The 23,532-nt window shown below is 43.9% G+C and carries 17 protein-coding genes; 11 read left to right on the forward strand and 6 right to left on the reverse strand.

All coding sequences use genetic code 11. From position 1 onward, the window contains the following. Positions 1-2 precede the first annotated feature (2 nt). Both ACO06Y_RS11940 and ACO06Y_RS11945 read left to right on the forward strand, forming a co-directional pair. Positions 3-407 (forward strand): OsmC family protein, encoded by a 405-nt coding sequence (locus tag ACO06Y_RS11940; protein ID WP_422084054.1) that lies wholly within the window; start codon positions 3-5, stop codon positions 405-407. 23 nt (positions 408-430) lie between these two features. Beyond that, a complete protein-coding gene (locus ACO06Y_RS11945; RefSeq protein WP_422084055.1) occupies positions 431-946 on the forward strand; it encodes a DUF922 domain-containing protein in 516 nt (171 codons plus the stop codon). Between the two features lie 26 nt (positions 947-972). Here the strand turns inward: ACO06Y_RS11945 and ACO06Y_RS11950 are convergent, their stop codons facing one another. Further along, positions 973-1,842 carry a hydroxypyruvate isomerase family protein gene (locus ACO06Y_RS11950; protein ID WP_422084056.1) on the reverse strand — a complete coding sequence of 290 codons (870 nt, stop codon included), beginning with the start codon at positions 1,840-1,842 and terminating at the stop codon, positions 973-975. Positions 1,843-1,894: 52 nt separating this feature from the next. Here ACO06Y_RS11950 and ACO06Y_RS11955 point away from each other — a divergent pair, with 52 nt between their 5' ends. From ACO06Y_RS11955 to ACO06Y_RS11970, 4 genes are all read left to right on the forward strand, one after another. After that, positions 1,895-2,137, forward strand: coding sequence for a DUF3820 family protein (locus tag ACO06Y_RS11955; RefSeq protein WP_422084057.1), 243 nt, complete (start codon positions 1,895-1,897; stop codon positions 2,135-2,137). Between the two features lie 48 nt (positions 2,138-2,185). Further along, positions 2,186-3,823 (forward strand): CTP synthase, encoded by a 1,638-nt coding sequence (locus ACO06Y_RS11960; protein ID WP_422084058.1) that lies wholly within the window; start codon positions 2,186-2,188, stop codon positions 3,821-3,823. Between the two features lie 92 nt (positions 3,824-3,915). After that, complete coding sequence (gene yidC, locus ACO06Y_RS11965) at positions 3,916-5,784, forward strand: membrane protein insertase YidC (protein WP_422084059.1); 1,869 nt, start codon at positions 3,916-3,918, stop codon at positions 5,782-5,784. A gap of 131 nt (positions 5,785-5,915) precedes the next feature. Next, positions 5,916-6,464 (forward strand): DUF6515 family protein, encoded by a 549-nt coding sequence (locus ACO06Y_RS11970; RefSeq protein WP_422084060.1) that lies wholly within the window; start codon positions 5,916-5,918, stop codon positions 6,462-6,464. Between the two features lie 279 nt (positions 6,465-6,743). On the opposite strand, the gene ACO06Y_RS11975 is transcribed toward ACO06Y_RS11970, so the two are convergent. The 3 genes from ACO06Y_RS11975 to ACO06Y_RS11985 all read right to left on the reverse strand — a co-directional run bounded on the left by ACO06Y_RS11975 (position 6,744) and on the right by ACO06Y_RS11985 (position 12,778). Further along, complete coding sequence (locus ACO06Y_RS11975; RefSeq protein WP_422084061.1) at positions 6,744-9,251, reverse strand: fasciclin domain-containing protein; 2,508 nt, start codon at positions 9,249-9,251, stop codon at positions 6,744-6,746. Between the two features lie 336 nt (positions 9,252-9,587). Next, complete coding sequence (locus ACO06Y_RS11980; RefSeq protein WP_422084062.1) at positions 9,588-10,586, reverse strand: fasciclin domain-containing protein; 999 nt, start codon at positions 10,584-10,586, stop codon at positions 9,588-9,590. A gap of 287 nt (positions 10,587-10,873) precedes the next feature. Further along, a complete protein-coding gene (locus ACO06Y_RS11985; protein WP_422084063.1) occupies positions 10,874-12,778 on the reverse strand; it encodes a fasciclin domain-containing protein in 1,905 nt (634 codons plus the stop codon). Between the two features lie 294 nt (positions 12,779-13,072). On the opposite strand from ACO06Y_RS11985, the gene mnmA reads away from it, so the two are divergent. From mnmA to ACO06Y_RS12005, 4 genes are all read left to right on the forward strand, one after another. After that, entirely contained in the window at positions 13,073-14,263 is a 1,191-nt protein-coding gene (gene mnmA, locus ACO06Y_RS11990; protein ID WP_422084064.1) for a tRNA 2-thiouridine(34) synthase MnmA, read from the forward strand. A gap of 35 nt (positions 14,264-14,298) precedes the next feature. After that, entirely contained in the window at positions 14,299-15,252 is a 954-nt protein-coding gene (locus ACO06Y_RS11995; RefSeq protein ID WP_422084065.1) for an NAD(P)H-dependent flavin oxidoreductase, read from the forward strand. An 85-nt stretch (positions 15,253-15,337) separates the two neighbouring features. Continuing rightward, complete coding sequence (locus ACO06Y_RS12000) at positions 15,338-17,047, forward strand: GMC oxidoreductase (protein ID WP_422084066.1); 1,710 nt, start codon at positions 15,338-15,340, stop codon at positions 17,045-17,047. Positions 17,048-17,049: 2 nt separating this feature from the next. Next, positions 17,050-17,640, forward strand: a complete 591-nt coding sequence (locus ACO06Y_RS12005; RefSeq protein ID WP_422084067.1) for a gluconate 2-dehydrogenase subunit 3 family protein — start codon at positions 17,050-17,052, stop codon at positions 17,638-17,640. A gap of 29 nt (positions 17,641-17,669) precedes the next feature. On the opposite strand, the gene ACO06Y_RS12010 is transcribed toward ACO06Y_RS12005, so the two are convergent. Further along, complete coding sequence (locus ACO06Y_RS12010; RefSeq protein WP_422084068.1) at positions 17,670-21,080, reverse strand: HEAT repeat domain-containing protein; 3,411 nt, start codon at positions 21,078-21,080, stop codon at positions 17,670-17,672. A gap of 266 nt (positions 21,081-21,346) precedes the next feature. Between ACO06Y_RS12010 and ACO06Y_RS12015 the strand changes: the two genes are divergently transcribed. Beyond that, entirely contained in the window at positions 21,347-21,793 is a 447-nt protein-coding gene (locus tag ACO06Y_RS12015) for a hypothetical protein (RefSeq protein ID WP_422084069.1), read from the forward strand. A gap of 404 nt (positions 21,794-22,197) precedes the next feature. Here ACO06Y_RS12015 and ACO06Y_RS12020 read toward each other — a convergent pair whose 3' ends face one another. After that, the gene (locus ACO06Y_RS12020; RefSeq protein ID WP_422084070.1) at positions 22,198-23,529 is read right to left on the reverse strand and encodes a DUF58 domain-containing protein; all 1,332 of its coding nucleotides are present in this window, start codon (positions 23,527-23,529) and stop codon (positions 22,198-22,200) included. Positions 23,530-23,532 lie beyond the last annotated feature (3 nt).

A 23,532-nucleotide genomic window follows, 5' to 3' on the forward strand; every position in this document is an offset into this window, starting at 1 on the left:
AGATGACATCAAAAGTGATTTATACAGGCGAGTTGCGTACGGTTTGCGAGCACGTCCGTTCAGGAAATACTTTTATTACGGATGCCCCCTTGGACAATAATGGTAAGGGAGAAGCCTTTTCTCCCACGGATACCGTAGCCACTGCGTTGGCAAGCTGCATGCTCACCGTCATGGGAATAAAGGCCAATGGACTGGAAGTGGATTTAATGAATTCCTTTGCAGAAGTTACCAAACACATGGCCTCCGATCCCAGACGGATTTCAAAAGTTGAAGTGAAGTTGAGCCTTCCATCCCATGTTTCGGGAAAAAATCGTAAAATATTGGAACATACCGCCAGAACTTGTCCGGTACTGTATAGCTTGCATTCAGAAATTGAAAAGGAAATTGATTTTCATTGGGTACTTTAAGACCATACCGTTTTTTATTTTTTTTGACGATCCTGGGCTCCGTTTTTTGCCAAGGGCAGGAAACAATTCCTTGGAGTGCCGATAGAAAATTGACATGGGAGGACTTTAAGGGCAAGCCATTAAAAACGGAATGGGCCGCCGCCACTACGGCCAGTGGAATTAGCTACGAATTTTCCACATCCGGGCCTCTCGATGATTTGAAAGTACATTTTAAGGTATATACCGATTTCTATCCCCAAAAATCCTGGTACCGTCCGGAAATGTGCGATTCTGTGGTACTGAGCCATGAACAATTACATTTTGACATCTCCGAATTGTTCGCAAGAAAGATGCGCAAAAGGTTAAGGGAAACTACGTTCACCCAAAATGTAAAGGCAGAGGTAAGGGAAATCTACAGGGAAACCCTAAAGAGTTTGACTGCTTTTCAAAATAAATACGATCACCAGACCAATTTTTCCAGAAATGTCGAACAACAGCGCATTTGGAACAAAAAAATCAGTGATGCGCTTTCCGCCACGGAACTACAATCCTTGGAATAAGCAATCCTTGCTCGAAATCTGGAAATTTATACGTCGCAAATGGTAACCCCCTGTTTTAAGGCAGCGATCTTATCTTCCCAAGAAGGGACAAATTCTTGGGCTACATGACCTTTGTAACCGGTTTTTAAAATGGCCTTCATAATGGCGGGGTAATACAACTCCTGGGTTTCATCAATTTCGTGCCGTCCAGGATTTCCTCCGGTATGGTAGTGCCCAATATATTGGTGATAATCCTGTATATTTCGGATAATGTCCCCTTCCATGATCTGCATGTGATAAATATCATACAGGAGCTTAAAATTTTCAGACCCTAACTGTTTACATAACTCGGCACCCCACTCGGTGTGGTCGCACATATAATCCTTATGGTCTACTTTTGAGTTCAGCAATTCCATTTGAATGACCACTCCGTGTTTTTCCGCAGACGGTATAATTTTTTTGAGTCCGGCAACACAGTTTTTTAGTCCTACACTATCATCCATTCCATTGCGGTTTCCACTAAAACAGATCAGGTTGGTATACCCCGCTTCGGCAACCTTGGGAATTATTTGTAGATAATCCGCTATGAGTTCTTCGTGATACTGTGGATCGTTCCACCCTTTTTCTATTCCCATCCCCGCACCCCAGCACATGGAGGCGTGAATATCATATTTTTTCAAAAGGGGCCAATCTTCAGGGCCTACAAGGTCTATGGCCTTTACCCCCAGACCTTTTAAGTCCTGTAAAAACGTTTCCAAGGGTATGGAGTTGTAGCACCAATAACAGGCACTGTGGTTTATATTGTTCTTTAGTTTTAAGTTTTCTTGTTCCATAGGCTGCATCGCATTTCCTGTTTTGCCGGTCAACATTCCAAAAGAGGCCGCCGCCGAGGTTCCTATAAATGCTCTTCGTTTCATAATGAATTTTCCTTTTTGTTCCGTTTTAAAGATAGAACAATTAAATTTATCCATGGACGTATTTCCGGATAAGGAAAAGTTAAGGGAACTGGCCCATTATAAAATGCCTTTTGGAAAGTATAAGGATAGTTATTTAATCGATTTGCCCGAACCCTATTTGGCCTGGTTTAAGCGCAACGGTTTTCCAAATGGAAAACTAGGCCATTTGTTGCAGGCCACTTTAGAAATAAAAATCAATGGGCTGGAACCTCTGATTCGTAAGATCCAAAAAGATTTTCCCGAGGATTCCCTGTAATTTCCTTGGGCAATTCGTATCTTTGAATCCCGTAATCACGAATGTGCCATGTCCAGTACCAAATACATCTTCGTTACGGGGGGAGTTACTTCATCACTTGGAAAAGGAATTATTGCGGCTTCATTGGCCAAATTGCTTCAGGCCCGTGGCTATAAGACTACCATTCAAAAACTAGATCCTTATATTAATGTAGATCCGGGAACCTTGAACCCTTATGAACATGGTGAGTGCTATGTGACGGATGACGGGGCTGAGACCGATTTGGATCTCGGACATTACGAGCGTTTTTTAAACGTGCGGACATCACAGGCAAATAATGTCACTACGGGAAGAATCTATCAAAGTGTCATAGAAAAAGAACGAAGGGGCGAGTTTTTGGGCAAGACCGTCCAAGTAGTGCCCCATATAACCAATGAGATAAAGGAACGCATACAGATTCTCGGGAAAAGTGGGGAATATGATATTGTTATTACGGAAATAGGAGGCACGGTAGGGGATATAGAATCCCTTCCCTATATTGAGGCAGTAAGACAACTCCTATGGGAGTTAGGAGATAATAACGGTATTGTAATCCACCTTACCTTGGTACCTTATCTTTCCGCTGCTGGAGAGTTAAAGACGAAACCGACCCAGCATTCCGTTAAGACATTGATGGAAAGTGGAATAAAGGCGGATATTTTGGTCTGTAGGACAGAACATGAAATCTCCGATGAGATCAAAGACAAACTGGCCTTATTCTGCAATGTAAAGCGTGAGGCGGTGGTCCAGTCCATAGATGCTTCCACCATCTACGATGTACCTATCTTGATGCATAGGGAAGGTTTGGATACCGTAGCGCTTCAAAAATTGGCCTTGACGGATACCACCGAACCGGATTTGAGGCAATGGAGGGAATTTCTGGAGCGGCACAAGAATCCCAAAAATGAAATAACGGTAGGACTTATTGGAAAATATGTGGAGTTACAGGATTCCTACAAATCCATATTGGAATCCTTTATCCATGCAGGAGCTGCCAATGAGGTACGTGTAAACGTAAGATCCATACATTCGGAATATCTATCGGAAAAAAACTTGGAGGAGGAGTTACGGGGCCTTCATGGTCTTCTTGTGGCCCCTGGCTTTGGCGAGCGGGGTATAGAGGGCAAAATAAAAGCTGTACAATATGCCCGGGAAAATGGTATTCCGTTTTTGGGAATCTGTCTCGGCATGCAGATGGCCGTGATCGAATACGCCCGAAATGTTCTAGGGCTCACCGATGCCAATTCTACTGAGATGGATGAATATACGCCCCACCCGGTCATTAACTTGATGGAAGAGCAGAAGACCATTGTGAATAAAGGAGGTACAATGCGATTGGGAGCATGGGATTGTACGCTTTTTGAGGATAGTTTGGTCGCTCAGATCTATCAGGGGGTTACCGAAATCTCCGAAAGACACCGCCATCGCTATGAGTTCAACAATGGTTACAGGGAACAGTTAAAGGATGCCGGACTTGTGGCTTCTGGGATAAATGCGGAAACGGGATTGGTGGAAATTGTGGAATTGCCCGGGCACCCTTGGTTCATCGGGGTACAATATCACCCGGAATACAAAAGCACGGTAGCTAATCCACATCCGCTTTTTGTGGGCTTTGTAAAGGCCGCATTAACGCACAAAAAAAGACAAATCAATGCCAGTTTGGCATAAACTCCGGATTTGGGCATATATTTGCAGACCCCAACCAATGGGATAGGCCTACAGTTCTAAAATAACCAAAAGGTCGTCAAATCAAGTTTTAGATGGAAGAAAAGAAAATAGACATCAATTCTATAATCGGCTTTGTGCTCATTTTTGGGATACTCATTTATATGTTTTATCAAAATAGGCCAACCCCTGAAGAATTGGAAGAGGAAAAGGCCAGACAGGAACAGGTTGAGGCCGCTAAGGCGGAACAGGAGGATGTTCCCCAAAATGTTACGGACGCAACCCCGGCCATCGACCTTCAAGACTCCTTGGCCGTGGCCAACTATAAAAATACAATCGGTGCTTTTGGATATACGGCCGTATCGGATGCCACCACCCGATTGGAAAACGATTTGGTTTCCTTGGAAATAAGCAATAAAGGAGGCCAAATTACGGAAGCCAGAATGAAGCAGTTCCATACCTATGATTCTATACCCGTTTATTTGATAAAGGATGGCAACGCCTCATTTGGATTGACTTTCTCCACTTCGGATAATAGGGTGTTGAATAGCCAGAATCTGTATTTTGAACCATCGTTATCCCAAAATGGTGACAATACGGTACTTTCCATGAAGGCTAAGGTGTCCCCGAACCAGTTTTTGGAATACCGCTACGAAATGAAGCCCGATGATTACATGGTTGGATTTACCGTACGTTCACAAGGTCTCAATGGGATATTAAACACCGGGCAACCCATACATATGGAATGGAACCTTAAGGGTATTCGCCATTCCAAAAGTATTAAATACGAAAACAGATATACACGGCTAACGTATAGCCATGAGGAGGGAAAGATAAGCAAGCTTGCCCAAGAGAGTGATGATGATGAGACCGAGGAAGACGTAAAATGGATATCCTATCGTCAACACTTTTTTAGCTCCATACTGGCGACCAAGAATAGTTTTAAGGAAGCCGACTTATCCTCCAAAAACTTGGTAGAGGAAGAAAGCAAGACTGCGGCATTTACCAAAATGTATAGTTCCAAAATACCTGTCGACCCAAGTGGAGGGGAGTTGTCCTTGGATATGGATTGGTATTATGGCCCGACCGATGTTGCGGTGTTGGATGATTACAAGGATTATGACTTGGCAGATTCCATTCCCTTTGGCTGGGGAATCTTTGGTTGGATCAACCGATACATCTTTACACCCTTCTATTCTTTTTTGAGTTCTTTTTTACCCTTTGGTATTGCCATTGTGGTAATGACCATTTTGGTACGTTTGGCCATGTCCCCGGTTACCTATAAGTCCTATCTTTCCCAGGCCAAGATGAAGGTGTTGAAACCTGAAATTACCGAGTTGGGGGAAAAGTATAAGGACAATGCCATGAAAAAGCAACAGGAAACCATGAAGTTGTATAACAAGGCGGGCGTTAGCCCTATGAGTGGTTGTGTCCCGGCCCTATTGCAGATGCCCATTTTCTATGCTTTGTTTATGTTCTTCCCAACTTCCTTTGCCCTACGTCAAAAATCGTTCCTTTGGGCAGATGACCTTTCGTCCTACGATACCATTTTTGAATGGTCGGCAAATATTCCGATAATTTCAACATTCTATGGAAATCATGTGAGCCTGTTTCCGATCTTGGCCTCTGTCGCCATCTTTTTCTATATGATGATGACCACTGGCCAGAATATGCCGCAGCAACCCGGGATGCCCAACATGAAGTTCATCATGTATCTTATGCCTTTTATGATGTTGATCTTCTTTAACAACTATGCCAGTGGGTTGAGTCTGTATTACTTTGTGTCCAATCTTATCACCATTGGAATCATGTTGGTAATTAAAAGATTTATTCTGGACGAAGATAAAATCCATGCCCAAATACAGGAGAATAAAAAGAAGCCTAAGAAGGAGAATAAATTTCAGCGTAAAATGCGCGAAATGATGGAGCAGGCCGAGGAGCAAAAAAAAGTAGGCCGGCGTTAATTCGGAATTACATAATATTTAAAAAACCTTGAAATTAGTTTTTCAAGGTTTTTTTATGCCATTTGCTTTTATGCATATTAAACCTTATCCCAAAAACGTTATCTAAGACGTAACCATCAAATGATTTTAAAATGAAAAACATAAAATATGGTATTGCCCTTGTTTTAGTGGCATTCCTTTTTTCCGGGTATCAGGCCGAAGCTCAAGTAAGACGACCAGTAGTGAAAACAGTAAGGGTCAACAAAAAAACAAAACGTAAAGTAAGAAGGCACAACAGAAGGGTAAGACGTAGGACATTGAGAAGGTTACCTTCGGGTAGTAGGGCAGTGGTTTTTAGGAATGTTTCCTATTATCCCGTAAGAGGAATGTTCTTTGTTGCGAGAAAGGAAGCTTATGTAAGGGCCTTTCCACCAAGAGGCTTCCGATTACGGGTATTACCGGTTTCCGCGGTTACTTTACATGTGCTTGGCACAAGATATGCCTATGCCGACGGGATATTCTATCAAGGGAAGAACGATGAATATGAAATAGTGGATCCTCCTGTGGGAGCTGTGGTTAAAGAGCTGCCGGAAGACGCTGAGGAGATTGATTTTGAGGGAGTCTCGGTTTATGAACTTAATAATGCCCTCTATGAGGCCGTAGAGGATGGTTATGAGGTTATTGACCTTTTGGAAGATTAATACCGAAAAGTTGTAAAAAGACAAAAAGCCCTGACATTTCGTCGGGGCTTTTGCTTTAAATAGAGGTTTAGTCTGGTAAGATTTGGGACAGCAAATATGGGACGTAAATTCCGCCAAAAAAAAATGAAGTTGTAAAGTGTCCTTTTTTGTATGCTAACCTGTTGGAAATTGATGTTTGGGATTTTACCAATTTTAGAAAACGACACAAAAAAACTCCCAAGGAAAACCATCCTTGGGAGCTTTAACTAACCAAAATTTATCAACAAACTAACCAACTTTTTAATGGCTTGGAGGATTCAACGCATCCAGAACGGCTTGGGGCAATAGTACTTTGTCAATAAGGTGAACAATACCGTTACTGGCCATTTGATCCGGACCTATTACATTGGCATCCGTATCCGTTTTGTCACGAATGTCAATATCATGTCCATGGACAATGGCAAATAAAGACTCCCCTTGGACGGTACCAATTTCCTGATGGTTGGTAAGCGAAGAAGATTCTACCGCTGCACCAGACACTACATGATACGTCAAAACTGCCGCCAATAAATCCTTTTCTGCTTGGGTATCGAAATCGGCAAGGCTATGGTAATCATCTCCCAAGACATCCAATAAGTCTGCAAAAGCCTTATTTGTGGGAGCGAATACCGTAAAGGGGCCATCCCCGCTTAGCACATCTACCAAACCGGCATCTGCCTGAATCAGTGCTTCTACCAATAGACTTAAATCATCAACGGACTGAGCCAATTGTACAATATTGGGTGTAGGCGGATTTAGGATATCCAAAACCTCTTGGGGCAACAATACCTTGTTTATAATATGTACCACTCCATTGCTGGCCTCAACGTCAGGGCCAATAACCTCTGCTTTCATGTCCGTTGCATCCTTTATGAAGACCCCGCCATTTATCTTTATGGTAACGTCCTCTCCTTGCTCCGTAGTAATCTGCTGCCCATCCATTAACCCGGAAGAGAAGGCAGCGGTTCCGGCCACAACGTGGTAGGTCAATACCTTTACCAATAGGGCTTTTTCCTCATCGGTATCAAAATCGGCCAAGCTATGGTAATCATCGCCTAGGGCGTCCAACAAGGCCACAAAAGCATGATTGTTTGGAGCAAAGACCGTAAATGGCCCTGTTCCACCAAGCACTTCAACCAAACCGGCGTTGGCCTGAATCAAAGCCTCGACCAATAGATCCAAATCATCCGTTTCCACAGCAATTTCAACAATGGTCTTTAAGGTCATGGCGGTTAACAAATCCAAGACTTCCTGAGGCAACAATACCTTGTTGATTACATGCACCACTCCATTACTGGCCTCAACATCGGGGCCAATGACCTCTGCTTTCATATCCGTTGCATCTTTTATGAAGACCCCGCCATTTATCTTTATGGTAACATCCTCTCCTTGCTCCGTAGTAATCTGCTGCCCGTCCATCAACCCGGAAGAGAAGGCAGCGGTTCCGGCCACAACATGATAGGTCAATACCTTTACCAATAGGGCTTTTTCTTCATCGGTATCAAAATCGGCCAAGCTATGGTAGTCATCCCCCAGGGCATCCAACAAGGCTGCGAAGGCTTCGTTTGTTGGGGCAAATACCGTAAAGGGACCTTCACCACTTAATACTTCTACCAAACCGGCATCAGCCTGTACCAATGCATCTACCAATAGTTTTAAGTCGTCTGTTTCAACAGCTAAATCAACAATGGTCTTGAGCTTCAAGGACATCACAAAATCAATGGCCGATTGAGGTAGCAATACTTTATCTATTGTATGCGCAACTCCATTGGAAGCCAAAATATCCGTTCCGGTAATGTTCGCATCCACATCCGAAGCATCCCCGATTACAAAGGTATCGCCAGAGGCAATGATATGTAAGTTATTCTCAGGGAGTGCTGTGGGTACAGTTCCTTCCGCCAATTCTGCTGCCAATACCTCATCGGCTACCACATGATACAAGAGAATATCTTTCAATAGGGCAATCTCGGCCTCTTCATCAAAATCTTCCAAACTATTGTAATCATCACCCAAAACATCCAATAGAGCCACGAAAGCATCGTTAGTAGGAGCGAACACCGTAAAGGGACCGTCTCCACTTAAAGTCTCTGTAAGCCCTGCTTTAATTACCGCATCCTCCAGAACGGAAAGCGCATCGGTAGCAACAACAAGTTCTACCAAATTGTCTTCTTCCCCATCATCGTTCAAGGCATCAATAATTGCTTGCGGAAGCAATACCTTGTCAATGACATGTACCACACCATTACTTGCATCCACATTGGCTATGATTACTTCTGCATCGATATCCGTTGCGTCTTGGATAAAGACTCCATTGTCCAATTTTACCTTTAAGTTACCACCTTGCACGGTAGGCAATTCCTGTTCATTTTCCAAATCTGTGGATTCGGCGGCAACACCTGATATGACATGGTACTGTAAGATAGTAGCCAATACCGCTCTATCTTCGTTGTCATCAAAATCGTCCAATCCATCATAATCGTCCAGTTCCTCGAACAACGCCTTAAAAGCTTCATTGGTTGGAGCGAATACGGTAAATGGGCCTTCACCGCTTAATGTGCCAACAAGGTCGGAGTCGTCACTTTCGTCGGCTTTGGTCAGGGCGGCTACCAAATCGGTCAAAGCATCGGTATCCTGTGCGGTTTCAACAATACTTTTTTCGGCCGCCTTGGCCGGGTTACCGTCATCGTCATCGTCGTTGTCACACGACAAAACGAAGAGGGAAAAAATACTTAGAAGCAATACGCTTTTCATGTGGGATAATTTTCTCATAATCTCCTGTTTTTAGTGTTAATAGTGTTTGTTCTAAAAATTAATCTGTTAAACAAAAAAATTAATATGTTCAAATAGAGAAAATCATATCTTATATCATAAAACACTATGAATAAGTTGATTTTTAAGTTTAAATCATGTCCAAAATGTTGAACATTTCATTTATTTGTTTAACATTAACAAGATACCCTTAAACTAAAATGGTTGCTTTTGTTCTATGTTTTTTATAAAAAGTTTAACAAATTTGGAACAAATCTATCTTCTTGGGATATGGAAATAAAGGCAAAAAGAAACCGCCTCTAGGGCGGTTCTTTAAAATTTTGGAAAGTGGGAGCTTTAGTTCTCCGTATTCGGCAACATAACCTGGTCAATGAGGTGGATCACACCATTTCTTGCCTGGATATCCACAAAGCCAATGTTTACATCATCGTTTCCGGCCCCATCTGTAATTGCAGCTATAAAAGGAGCGTTTACCTGTAAAGAGATTGTAATGTCATCGCCTTCCAAGGTTGTTAGGTTCAGTCCTTCGGAAAGACCACCACTTCTATTGTTTCCAGGAGCCACATGATGTTGGAGCACAGCTGTTAGAAGTGATTCGTCAATATCGGAAAGCGAGGACCAATCCGGATTTGAATCCAGTAGTTCGTCAAAGGCCTGATCAACAGGAGCAAAAACTGTAAAGGGCCCATCTCCTGAAAGGATTGTGGCAAAATCAGTTCCCGGAGTTGCAGTTGTGAGGGCTGTGGTCAACTGCTCAAAATTAAAGTCTTCGCCAACAAAAGTGACTACTGTAGGCAAATCGATTACCGCATCGACTATATGTACGGTTCCATTCGATGCTAAAATGTCAGCTCCGCCATTTACCACACTGGAAACTCCATTGAATTCTACGCCATCGGTAGCATCAAAATAGAGTGATAGAAAAGAGCCTGCCGTTGGGCCTTCGGCCAAAGTTGCCGCATAATTTCGTTGGAGCACTGTTAAATCACTTGAGCTAAACTCGCTCGCTATTACATGGTTCAATAAGATTTGGGTCAGGGCATCCACGGGAACATCCTGAATGGAAGTGAAATTATTCTGTCCCAAAAAGGTGGTAAAGGCCGCATTACTGGGAGCCAACACGGTAAACGGCCCACTAGCCTCCAAGTCGTCAGTTAGATTGGTGCGTTGCAATGCTTCTACCAATATGCTAAGGTCAGGTGTGGCTGCGGCCAGTTGCGCAATATTCTCTGCAGGCCGAACGGGACCGTCATTGTCATCCGAATTACAGGAGCTAACGGCTACCAAAATGACGGCCAACGTCAAAAATTTGAATAACATAAGATACTTTTTCATAATCAATTATTTTGAATTTTAAGTTAAAGTCGTAATATTTTTAGTAGCTATAACAAGTAAACGTAGTATTTTATGAAAAATTTAATATCCTGTACTTCGAATTAATATTGTGTCAAAATTCTTGAAAATCGGTTCAAATATCTGCTTTTTGCCTGGAATGGGAAGTAGATATGGCCCCAATTCAAACTTTTCCGCGTATTTCGATTTGCAAAACCGATTTTACGACAGAGGCCGCAATTTTGCGGCCTCTGTGTTATATGTATAATAAGTATTCTTCGATGATAATCTTAGTTGGTAGTATCGGGTACCAAAACCTTATCCACTACATGGATTACACCGTTACCTGCCTGTACGTCCACGGCAATGATGCCAATGTCCGAATTTCCACTACCGTCGGTAAGGTCTGCAATGTTGCTGTCCGTTCCGGGTAGGGTAATGGTAATGCCATCACCTTCCAAAGTGGTTGCAGGGGTAGTGCCATCCGGTGTAAGGTCCTCCGAACGTATGTTGGCTCCGGCCACAACGTGGTGTAGCAATACAGCTTCCAGTTCAAAGAAATCAGGAATCGCATCCTGCGCCTCAAGTGCCGTATTGGTCGGGGCGAATATGGTAAAGGAAGGATCTATCCCATCGCCGTTTCCACCGGATGTTCTTGATAATATTTCTACAAAATCCGTATCCGGGGTAAGTTCGGTCAAAGCTGCAACCAAGGTAGAGAAATCCGGGTTTGCGGTGGCGAAGGTCACAACCGTAGGAATATCTATGACCCCATCTACGGCATGAATAATTCCATTTGTAGCAACAATATTCGCCGCCGCTACACTACTTACACCGTTTATCCGAACCCCATCGTCCGTATTGATGTATAGGTTTAAATTATCGCCATCCGCATTGGTGGCGGCTGTAGTAATGTCATATCCTGTTTCCAGGTCACCTGAAAGGGCTGCGGTTCCTACTACCACATGATTGGATAGAATATTGTCAATTTCATTGTCACTAGTGAATCCATCAAAGGCACTATTTAGGGGTGCAAAAACCGTAAAATCCGTGTCGGTGCTTGAGAGCAGGTCTGTAAAAGTGGTATTGTCATCCGCAGTCAATAACCCGACCAAGCTGGAAAGATTCGAATTGGCCACCGCGTGATCAACGATATTGGGAAGTCCTATAACGGCATTTACGATATGTACCACCCCGTTGATTGCCTTGTTATCTGGAGCCGTTACCTCGGAAACACCATTTAAGGTAACAACGTCCGCAACATCAACTAGCATACTTAAGTTGTTTCCTCCGGCCCCGGCAGTCGATAGGGTAGAAATGTAGCCCGTACTGAGGTCGGTGGAAAGATTGGTTCCGCTTACTACGTGGTTCAGAAGTACTTGGGTCAAAACGTCTACGGGTACAGCCGCTAAATCGGCAAAGTCGTTCGCTTCCAAAAAGGCGGTAAAGGCACCATCGGTTGGAGCGAAAACCGTAAATGGCCCGTCTCCTGCCAATACTGTTGGCAAATCTCCATCGGCAGCTTGCAACGCGGCTACCAAGTTGCTTAAGCTAGGAGTGGCTATTGCCAAATCTGTAATCGATACCAATAAGATATCGGAAAGTGCATCAAGCGCGGCTTGGGGCAAAAGTACTTTATCAATAATATGTACAATGCCATTGGCTGTCATAACATCTGCGCCAATTACCTCGGCAGCTTCACCAGCATCATCCGTAAAGAAAACCCCACCGTCCAGACTTACAGTCAAGGTCCCACCTTCAAGAGTAGTAACTGATTGGTCTGCCGTCAAATCCGTTGAGGCTACTGCTGCACCCGAAACTACATGATACGTTAGTATAGTGGCCAATAAATTTTGAAGTTGTTCACTATTGAAATCGTCCAAGGAATCGAAGCCATCCAAACGGGCTAAGAGGTCGGTAAAGGCGTCATTGCTTGGAGCCAAAACGGTAAACGTGCTATTCTCGTCACTAAGGGCCGCTACCAAATCATTGGCCGTACTTTCGTCAGCTTTTAATAAGGCGGCAACCAAGCTATTCAAGGAATCCTCTCCTTGGGCGGTCTCTACAATGTTGAGTTCATCCATGGGCTGTTCCGGAGGTGTTGTGGGCCCATTATCATCGTCTGAACAGGAAGCTACTAGGAGCAAAGCCATGGTTAAAATTGAGGAAGTAAAATTTTTAAAGATTCTTTTCATGATATCGATTATTAGGAATTTATGTTTAACAAATATATATTAATAGTTAAACAAAATATATTCTTTATTAAATGTTTAACAAACGAAAAATAGATTCAATTAATTGATTTATAATATAGAAGAAGGAATCTGTGGCAAGCCACAGGCAAGATGACTCACAATTAGAAAAGTTGCTTTTGTTTATAATTTTTTATTAAAAATTTAACAATATCAAAAATCGATGAATGTCTCAATGCATCGCTTTACCTGTTATACCAGGGTATTTTTGTAATTTTACGGGCTATACCAAGGGAGATGAAAAAAGTAGTAATCGGACTTTCTGGCGGGGTGGATTCCAGTGTTGCGGCCTATCTTTTAAAGAAACAAGGATATGAGGTCATTGGACTTTTTATGAAGAATTGGCACGATGATTCCGTGACGCTATCCGAAGAGTGTCCCTGGTTGGAAGATAGTAATGATGCTCTTATCGTTGCCGAAAAATTAGGTATCCCGTTTCAGACCATTGATTTAAGCGCAGAATATAAGGAACGTATTGTTGATTACATGTTCCGGGAATATGAAAAAGGACGTACGCCCAATCCGGACGTACTGTGCAACCGGGAAATCAAATTCGATGTTTTTCTTAAAATCGCGCTTCAATTGGGTGCCGATTATGTAGCTACTGGGCATTATTGTAGAAAGGATGTTATAGAAAATGGAGATGGTACAGAGACCTATCGACTTCTGGCCGGAAGGGATGATAATAAGGACCAGTCCTATTTTTTATGTCAGCTTTCGCAAGAGCAATTGTCCAGAACACTCTTTCCAATTGGGGAATTGACCAAGCCGGAGGTACGAAAAATCGCTTCGGAGAACAATTTGATAACAGCGGACAAAAAGGATTCCCAAGGACTTTGTTTTATCGGCAAGGTACGGTTGCCCGATTTTTTACAACAAAAATTGAAGCCTAAAATAGGTGTCATTGTAGAGGTGCCGGCAAACATTCCCCAGTATTTGGGCTCAAAACCGAAATTTGATACAAAGGAAGAGGAATTGGAGTTTATGTCCGAAAAGCCTAGTTATCGTTTGAAAGATGGCAAGGTGGTAGGTGAACATCAGGGAGCACACTACTTTACCAAAGGGCAACGTAAGGGATTGGATGTTGGGGGTACCAAGGAACCCCTGTTTGTCATTGAAACAGATGTTGAGGAAAACATCATCTATACCGGGCAGGGTAAATCACATCCGGGATTGTACAGAAGAACGTTGTTCGTCAAGGATGATGAAATCCATTGGATACGCCAGGACTTGACCTTGGAAGTGGATGGTACGATGCAGGTTATGGCCCGAATCCGTTATCGCCAACCCCTACAAAAAGCGACCTTGTACAAAATAGAAGGTGGGCTTTATGTTGATTTTGAAGAAAAACAATCCGCCATTACGGAAGGGCAATTCGTAGCTTGGTACAGGGATGACGAACTTTTGGGCTCAGGGGTGATTTCCTGAACTTGGCACTTGCAATACTTCAGGCGCTATAGTTTATGCAAAACAGGATAACACAACTCTTTCAAATAGAATACCCTATCGTTCAGGCAGGGATGGTCTGGGCCAGTGGATGGCGTTTAGCCTCCGCTGTCTCCAACGCAGGCGGGTTGGGTCTTATAGGCTCGGGAAGTATGTACCCGGAAGTGCTGCGAGAGCATATCCAAAAATGTAAACAGGCCACCGAAAAACCTTTTGGGGTAAACGTTCCCATGCTGTATCCCGACATTGATAAGATAATGGATATTATTGTTGAAATGGGGGTGAAAATCGTATTTACTTCTGCCGGAAACCCCAAGACTTGGACGTCTCATTTAAAAGAGAAGGGAATAATCGTAGTGCATGTGGTAAGTAGTTTAAAATTTGCCTTAAAGGCACAGGAAGCGGGAGTGGATGCTATCGTGGCGGAAGGGTTTGAGGCAGGGGGGCACAATGGACGTGACGAAACTACCACCCTAGTATTGATACCAGCTGTTAAAGAAAGGATTAACATACCCCTATTGGCTGCAGGAGGAATCGCTTCGGGCAAAGCCATGTTGGCGGCCATGGTACTCGGCGCGGACGGGGTACAGGTCGGTAGCCGATTTGTAGCCAGTTTAGAGGCTTCTTCCCATGAACTTTTTAAACAAGAGGTACTCAAGGCCCAAGAAGGCGATACAGTTCTCACCTTAAAGGAACTGGCTCCGGTACGATTGTTGAAAAACAAATTCTATAACGATATACAAAAGGCATATGCCGATGACTACAGCACCGAGCAACTAAGAGCCTTGTTGGGCCGTGGCCGTGCCAAAAAAGGAATGTTCGAAGGGAACTTGGAAGAGGGCGAATTGGAAATTGGCCAGGTATCTGCTTTAATCAATGCCATAAAGCCTGCGGCGACCATTGTAGAGGAAATGATGGGCGAGTTCTTCGAAGCAAAAAAGGGGATAGGGGCCGGTCGATTCTTACCATAGCGCATTTCTTTCAGGAAGTATTTAGACTTTTTTACATAATGTTGATTATATTGTACGAAGATTAACAATCAACTAAAATAGCTTGATGGCAAATATTAATGGCAAGGCCGTTCAACAACATACCTATGATGCCATAGTGGTGGGATCAGGTATTAGCGGAGGCTGGGCGGCAAAAGAATTGTGTGAAAAAGGTTTGAAGACCTTGGTTTTGGAACGGGGAAGGATGGTAAAGCATGTACAGGACTATCCCACTATGACTAAGGATCCTTGGGATTATGAGCTAAGGGGAGCACTGGATTACGAGGAAAAACAGAAACATGCCAGTTCAGTTTCGAGAGTAGGCTGGGCAGGTGAGGACACCGGGCATTTTTTTGCGAACGATCAAGAGAATCCCTACACCGAGGTAAAACCGTTTATCTGGATTCGTGGACATCAGGTTGGGGGTCGATCCTTGACATGGGGCAAACAAACGTACCGATGGAGCGACCTGGATTTTGAAGCCAATGCAAAAGATGGCCATGGTGTGGATTGGCCCATTCGTTATAAGGATATAGAGCCTTGGTACACCTATGTCGAAAAATTTGCTGGAATCAGTGGCGAGCCTTTAGGTCTACCTCATTTACCGGACAGTCACTTTTTACCTCCCATGGAGCTCAATTGTGTTGAGAAACACGCCAAAAAGAACATAGAAGAGAAATTTGAGGGAAGACATCTCATCATTGGTAGATGTGCCCACTTAACGGAACCTCTCAATGGACGGGGAAAATGCCAGTTTAGAAACCGTTGTTCAAGAGGCTGCCCCTATGGAGCCTATTTTAGCAGTAATGCGGTAACACTACCAGCCGCCGAAAAGACCGGAAACCTAACCATGCGACCCAATTCCATTGTAAGTTCCATTATTTATGATGACCAAAAAGGAAAAGCTACCGGGGTGCGGATCGTAGATTCCGAAACCATGGAAGAGATGGAGTACCATGCCAAGATTATTTTCTGCAATGCCTCGGCCATAAGTTCTACCAAGATTTTATTGAATTCCAAATCCGATCGTTTTCCCAATGGACTGGGCAACGATAGTGGTGAGCTGGGCCACAATCTTATGGACCACACCTATAAGGTAGGTGCCATGGGATCTATCGAAGGTTTCGAAGATCAGTACTATTCGGGGCGCCGACCCAACGGGATCTATATACCGCGTTATGTGAACCTGGATGAAAAAACCAAGTCCGACAGTTTTCTTCGTGGTTTTGGCTATCAGGGCGGAGCGGGCCGATCCAACTGGGGTTCAGGAATCAACTCAGATGATTTTGGAGGCGATTTCAAGGATAAACTTTTTAAACCCGGACCTTGGGGCTTTTTCATTACCGGATTTGCAGAATGCCTTCCCTATCATGAGAACCAAGTAACGCTGAATACCGATTTGAAGGACAAATGGGGCCTACCCACTGTAAATATCGATTGTGAGTTTAAGGAAAACGAGCTTAGAATGAACGACCAAATTAAATCGGATGCCGTGGAGATGCTGGAAAAATCGGGGTTCAAGGATATTTTGCCCTTTGATAATGAAAGTCCACCGGGCCATGGTATCCATGAAATGGGAACTGCCCGAATGGGCAAGGATCCCAAGACCTCCGTATTGAACCGTTTCAATCAGGTGCATGCCGCAAAAAATGTGTTTGTAACGGATGGTGCCTGTATGACTTCCTCCTCCTGTGTTAATCCGTCCCTGACCTATATGGCACTTACGGCACGTGCCGCGGATCATGCCGTACAAGAGTTAAAAAGACAAAATATATAAACATGGACAGAAGAATAGCCATAAAAAATACGGCACTGTTGATAGGTGCTACACTAGGTAGCTCTACCTTGACCGGCCTTTTGCAATCCTGCCAAAATCAAAAACGCCTGGATTGGAGCCCCGTCTTTTTTAGCGGGGAACAAGCTGCCGTTGTTTCGGAAATTACGGAAATGATCTTGCCTAGAACGGAAACCCCGGGAGCTAAGGATCTTAAGGTCGATATCTTCGTGGACCTCATGTTGGATAAAACTCTTTCACAGGAAGACCAGGAACATGTTAGGAAGGGATATGATCGATTTGAAGCGATTTGCCAGGAGAAATTCGATAAATCGTTTCTTGATTTGGGCAACGAGGAACGAAAAGAGGTTCTAAAACTGGTGGAAGCCGAAACCAATACATTCAATCCCGCGGTTTGGGGAAGCCCATTGGGCAAACAGGAACCGGTCGATTTTTATCGAAGGGTCAAGCAATTTACATTGATAGGTTATTTTACCTCAGAGGAAATCGGAAAGAACCATCTACAATATGACCCCATCCCCGGGGACTACAAGGGCTGCATTCCGTACAATGGCGAAAATTCCTGGACACTATAACACTATAGTTCCGAATACTATTTACCAGGTCACTCGTTCTTTAGGCTGGCCAGAAATTCCATAAGATCCCGTAGCTCGCGCTTATTGATCAACAGACCCATAGGCGGCATCGCCGAAGGCATGTTTTCCCTCTTTTTTATCCTTGAAACGGCTATTTCCATGGGTTCGGCATCGGAAGTTCTGAGTATAAGTTCCTTCTTGGTTTCTTCTTCAAGAACTCCTGTAACCTTTTGACCATCTTTCAACGTGAGCCTTACGCTACCATAACCGGGCGCCAATCGGGCACTTGGCTCTATGAGCGATTCCAGAAGTTGCTCCCGGGTTAGTATTGCACCAATGTTATCCAATGGCGGACCTACCTGTCCACCGGCACCATTAACGGCATGGCATCGTACACATTGTGCAGTAGGATTATTGGTGAAGACGGTCCGTCCCCGCCACCAGTTGCCACCATAGAGGGTTTCCTTGTAGGAATCCATAGTATTGCCGCTGTTTTTTACTTTGTCAAGTCTTGCAATTAATTTTTCGGAACCGGTAGCTTCCACAGCTTCAATAAGGTCTAGGATTACCCCTTGGGAGAGTTGATTATTGCCGGCCATTAGGATAAGTCCTTGTAGTACATTTTCCGTCCTGCCCAAGGGCAGTTCCCCCAAGACCCCGAGCATTTCCTGTTGTTCAAGCACAGATCCATTCTTAAAGATGGGATTCACGATGTTAGGTAATTTCTCCTTGCTCACGTCCAACTTTTCAATAAGCCCTACAGCCACGGATCTAACTTTTTCACTCTTATCCTTCATGCCCATTTCCATGGCCTGTTGGATATTTGTCCCGTCCAATTGGGCCAGGGCCCCAAGAGTGGCGGCCCGAACCTCGGCATCCGAATGTCTTCGCATTAGACGGTACAAATCCGGATTGTGGGAGTCGATTCCCAGAGCACCTAAAACTTTGGTGACTCCAATGAGGATGGCCGGATCTGTATCATTCAGAAAAAGTGGGATGTCCTTTTCGATCTTTTGCTTTACCGTATTGGGGTCTCGTGTAATTTCGCCCCTAAAACGACCATCCACACGATCCAAAACGGATGGGGATGCCCAGGAACCAATGACCTCCAAGGCTTCCCTTCTTAAATTACTACTGACTTCTGGCCGTTTGGCAAAGGCAATAAGGTTATCCAATTCCTTTACGCCGCCAACACGTAGGGCCGCATTGATACTTCTTCGTAGCAAAGGCTCGGAGGAGAACCGTTCCTGGGTAAGGGTCTCTGCTAAATCCGGCAGCGCTTCTTCAATGGACCAATCATCGTTGATGGCACGGGCCGCTTCGGTAACAATATATTCGTCCGTATCCTCTAAAAATTGAGATACCCGCGCATCTTGCAACCTTCTAAGAACAAGTACGGCCGCAATACGAAGGCTTTTTTTGGGATTGTCCAAAAGATCGAGCATCGGTTCGGCTTGTCCAATACGCGACAGGGCCAAAACGCCTGCATGCCTCAGATATAGATCCTTATCATCATTGGCCGATACCATATCCAGCAAGGGTTGTACCGCTTCCGTATATTGTATTCTGCCCAAGGCCTGTGCGGCAAAGAATTTTACCCTGTCGTTTTCGTGCTTCAGCAATGGGATCAGTGCAGGGCCAGCATCAGAATATTTTACATCGCCCAAGACCTTGACCGCTTGGGCAATAATTTCCGGATCCTTGTCGGATAGGAGTTCCAACAAAACTTCTGCCTTGCCCACATTTTTTGCGGTGATTTGACCAATACCCCATATGGCATGGATACGTGCAAACTGGTTTGTATTCTCCCTAACCACATCTTTTAATGCCCGATATCCCCAGAAGGTACTTTTGGCCAACTGAAATTGTGCCTTTTTACGTATACGCATATCAGGATAGGACAGTAGGTTCACCAACTCTTCCGTGGATTGGTCTTCATAATCCAAGGTCATAAGGCGTTGGGTTTCTTTCCGTTCCTGGCTTAGGTCGTTTTTTCCTTCTTCCACATCCAATTTCCAGATACGGCCATAATTTTTGATTCCCCAACCGTTGATCCAATCGGCCAGATACAATGCCCCATCTGGCCCGAATTGTATCGCGGTAGGCAACACCCCACTAAGAACATCCAAATCCGATTGAAGTTCAAAAGAAGCGCCTTTAGGGTTTAAATCGAAAGACCAGATGTGGGAGCGTCCGGGGTCGCCTACAAATTCGACCAAAAAGAAACGGTTCAACCAATCCCTGCCCAGGGCCGTACCGGGATTATAGGCCATTCCGGTAGGGCCATTGTGAAAGTTGGCAATTGGAGGAATTATATAGGCCGCCTGTCCTTCCCATCTCGGAATATAGAGTTTTTCGTCCATCCAAACTTTGTAACCATTGTTTTTGGGGTCGGTATATTTACCGTATTGCCAATTGGCACGCCACCCGGCATCGGATCCCTCTACGATATGGACCAAACGCTCGCTCTCCCCGGCATGATCTCCATCGTTATCCGAGGAAATAATATTTCCGTACGCATCGAAGACAAATTCATGTGTATTTCGTAACCCCCGGGCAAATACCTCAAAATCACTTCCATCCGGATTGCTCCGGACGATAACACCTTGATTGGGATAATGGTGCTTTTTACCATCCACCGTGGTTATGCTGGCACCGATATCCCCAATGCCCCAATAAATCTTTCCGTCCGGTCCCTCCACGGCACCGGACATACCATGTGCACCAAATCCGATATGCACGGCAAATCCGTGCGCTATTGAAGTTTTTTCATCCAATACTTGATCTTCGTTGGTATCGGTAAGTCGCCACATGTCGGGCCCTATACCTACGAACATATCCTGATCCCGGACCAATAAGGCTCCGGCCACATCCGTGATTTCTTCGTTGAAATCTTCTAAAATCCGGGTCGACTTGTCCGCGATACCATTATTGTTGGTGTCCTCCAGCATCCATACTTCATCCTTTTCAACGGTCAAGTCCTTCCAGTCGTGGATACTGTCGTTGTTCAAATCCGGAAACCATTCGTTCTCCTTACTCTTTTCAGGGGCAAAAGTGGAACGCAAAAATTTTCGTCTATCCTCAACGGATTGCAAGGAAATGGATGCCGTCATCCAATCTTGATGCCCTCGTATATCGAACTCAGAATTCTTTTGACGATTGGTACTTGTCAAATAAATCTTGCCGAAATCATCGATGTCCATGGCAATGGGGTCAGGGGCCAGGGAATCCGATGCCCACAGACTTAACACGAGTCCATCGGCAATTCTGGGAGCTATATTATTTTTGGCTTCCTTGGCCTTGGCCATTTCCTGTAACGAATCCTCAAAAACGACCAAAGGCGTTTCCTTTGGTTTATTGGACTTTGTATTGCAAGATGTAAAAAAGGTCAGGGATATGAATAGGAATATAAAGATTCGGGAGGGGAGATTACATTTCATTACGTACGGATGTTTGGTATTAGATGGTTTGGACGGACTAAAATAAGGAATTCCCGCTCAAGAAAAATTGCATTGCCATGTATTGTTTTCAAAGCAAAGCCTTTTTATGGGTTTTCTACCGTAAAAACTTGAAGAAATATGCTACTCATTTTCCTATTACGATCCTAAAACCCTATGTTCAATGGACAAATAAATGCGAAATTGCCAAGTGCAAATCTGTCCGCCGGAGAAGTATACGATTAAAACTATTGCTAACTTTGAATATTATGAAGCGTTCGGTAATCTTTTTAATATTGATTCTTATTACATGCCAATGTAACGCCCAACTGGAACAGGATAAGGTATTGCACTTTGGAGTAGGGGCCTTATGCGGTGTAGGCGGAGCCATTCTTGCCGATGAACTCTCCGACGGAAATCGGTTTTGGATCTTTACCGGGGCAGTGGCAGGCAGTCTTTTGGCCGGGACGGCCAAGGAAGCTTTGGATGAACGGCAGAACAACTCATGGGACAACGGAGATCTTGCGGCAACGGTTCTAGGTGGAATTTCCGTGGGTGTTACCATAGAGTTATTTTCCGGAAAAAAAAGAAAGGCCAGACGGCAAGCCAAGATAGCGGTTTACGAAAAACCGCTGGGGACTTCCATCACCAATACCTTGGATGATTCCTCGGATTTTTCGATGAAAAGAATGCCCATGTCCAAGATTATGAGGTAGAATTAGGAAGAAGGGCAAACCGGATCAACACTTATCATCGTTAGATCAAGGGTCACGGAATAAACATACAATTCCGGTTTTTAGCTTTGGCCATGGTCTATTTTAACAATGTTCCTAATGCTTTCTAGATATGGAGTGGGGACAAGGTCAAATCGCTTTTCAAATTTGCTGCTATCAAAAACATAGGTTCTATCATATTGATACAGCATTTCCACCATTTCGGCTTACCAATCGTATGTGGGTGGTGTATCGGGTAAGTGCCTTGACCAATTCCATACCTATAGCCCCTCCAGAGCCTAAAATTGTCTGCATGGCATTAGTCCTTTAGGATTGATAAATTCTGTTAGAATTAACAAACTTTTGTCTTTTGCAAATCCGTGCCCCCTAACTTTTAAAAGACCGACCTATAAGAGACCGCGCGCCTTTATTTCTAAATATTTGTTGATGGTATTAATGGTGAGGTCCTCGGGCTTGGTCAGGATGGTTTGTATACCATGCCGTTGCAATTCCTTCTGCATTAGCCGTTTTTCTAGGGAAAACTTTTCGGCTATGGTCTTATGGTAAATGGCCTGCAGGTCTTCAGCATCGGTTGCTATAAGTTCCTCCAGTTCCGTGTTCTCAAAAAATACCACTACCAATACATGATGTTTTGCCATGCCCAAAAGAAAGGGTAATTGCCGCTTAAGTGCGGAAATATGCTCAAAGTTCGTGTAAAGGAGCAATAAACTTCTATGGGTCACCTTTCGTTTTACATGTGCATAAAGCAATCCAAAATCGGAATCGGTAAATTCGGTCGTGATGTTGTATAGTTTTTCCAGAATGGTATTGAGATGGGTAATCTTCTGTAGCGCAGGGACGAAGGATTCTATGTTCTTGGAAAAAGTAAGCATCCCCGTTTTGTCGTTTCTTTTTAAGGCTACATTGGAAAAGGCCAAGGTTGCATTTATGGCATAGTCCAGTAACTTCAATTCGTTAAAGGGCATTTTCATTACCCGCCCCGTGTCTATCAGGGAATAAATAGGTTGTGATTTTTCGTCCTGATATTGATTTACCATCAACTGGTTATGCTTGGCGGTAGCCTTCCAATTTAGGGTTCTAAAATCATCACCCCTTACATATTCCTTTATCTGCTCAAACTCTTGGGTATGGCCGATACGGCGAATTTTTTTTAAACCGAATTCCGTCAGCTTGTTGTCTATAGCCAGAAAATCATAGCGTTGCATTTGGATAATACTTGGGTATACAGGTACCATCTGGTCCTTTTGAAAGACGAAGCGCCGCTTTACCATTTTTAAGGGCGATGAAGCGTAAAGATTCAGGTGGCCGAACACATACTCCCCGCGATCTATAGGTCGAACCGAATATTCAAATGTTTTCCATTCCCCTTTTGTGATAGAGGTCTTATGTACAAAATCCCTTTTCTGAAATTGGACAGGGAGTTCATCAATAATGGATATATAGGTTTTAAAAGGATAATGTGTGGCAAACCGAATGCTAAGAGGATTTAATTCACTATTGGATAGTTTTTTGGGCAGCTTTCTCTGCGCCTCAAGACCCTTTGTATTGGAATAGAGCAGATAGATATCAAACAGGAAGAGGCCCAAGAGTACCCATATAAGTAGCCATACAATAGGATAAATCCCGGGTATCCAATATGATAATACAAAACATGCAGCTAATAGGGCAAGGTATCTAAAAAATGTGTTATGTATGTAGAAGGACCTTAAAAAATGCACGGC

This window comes from Ulvibacterium sp. (assembly GCF_965228935.1).
GTDB lineage: Bacteria > Bacteroidota > Bacteroidia > Flavobacteriales > Flavobacteriaceae > Ulvibacterium.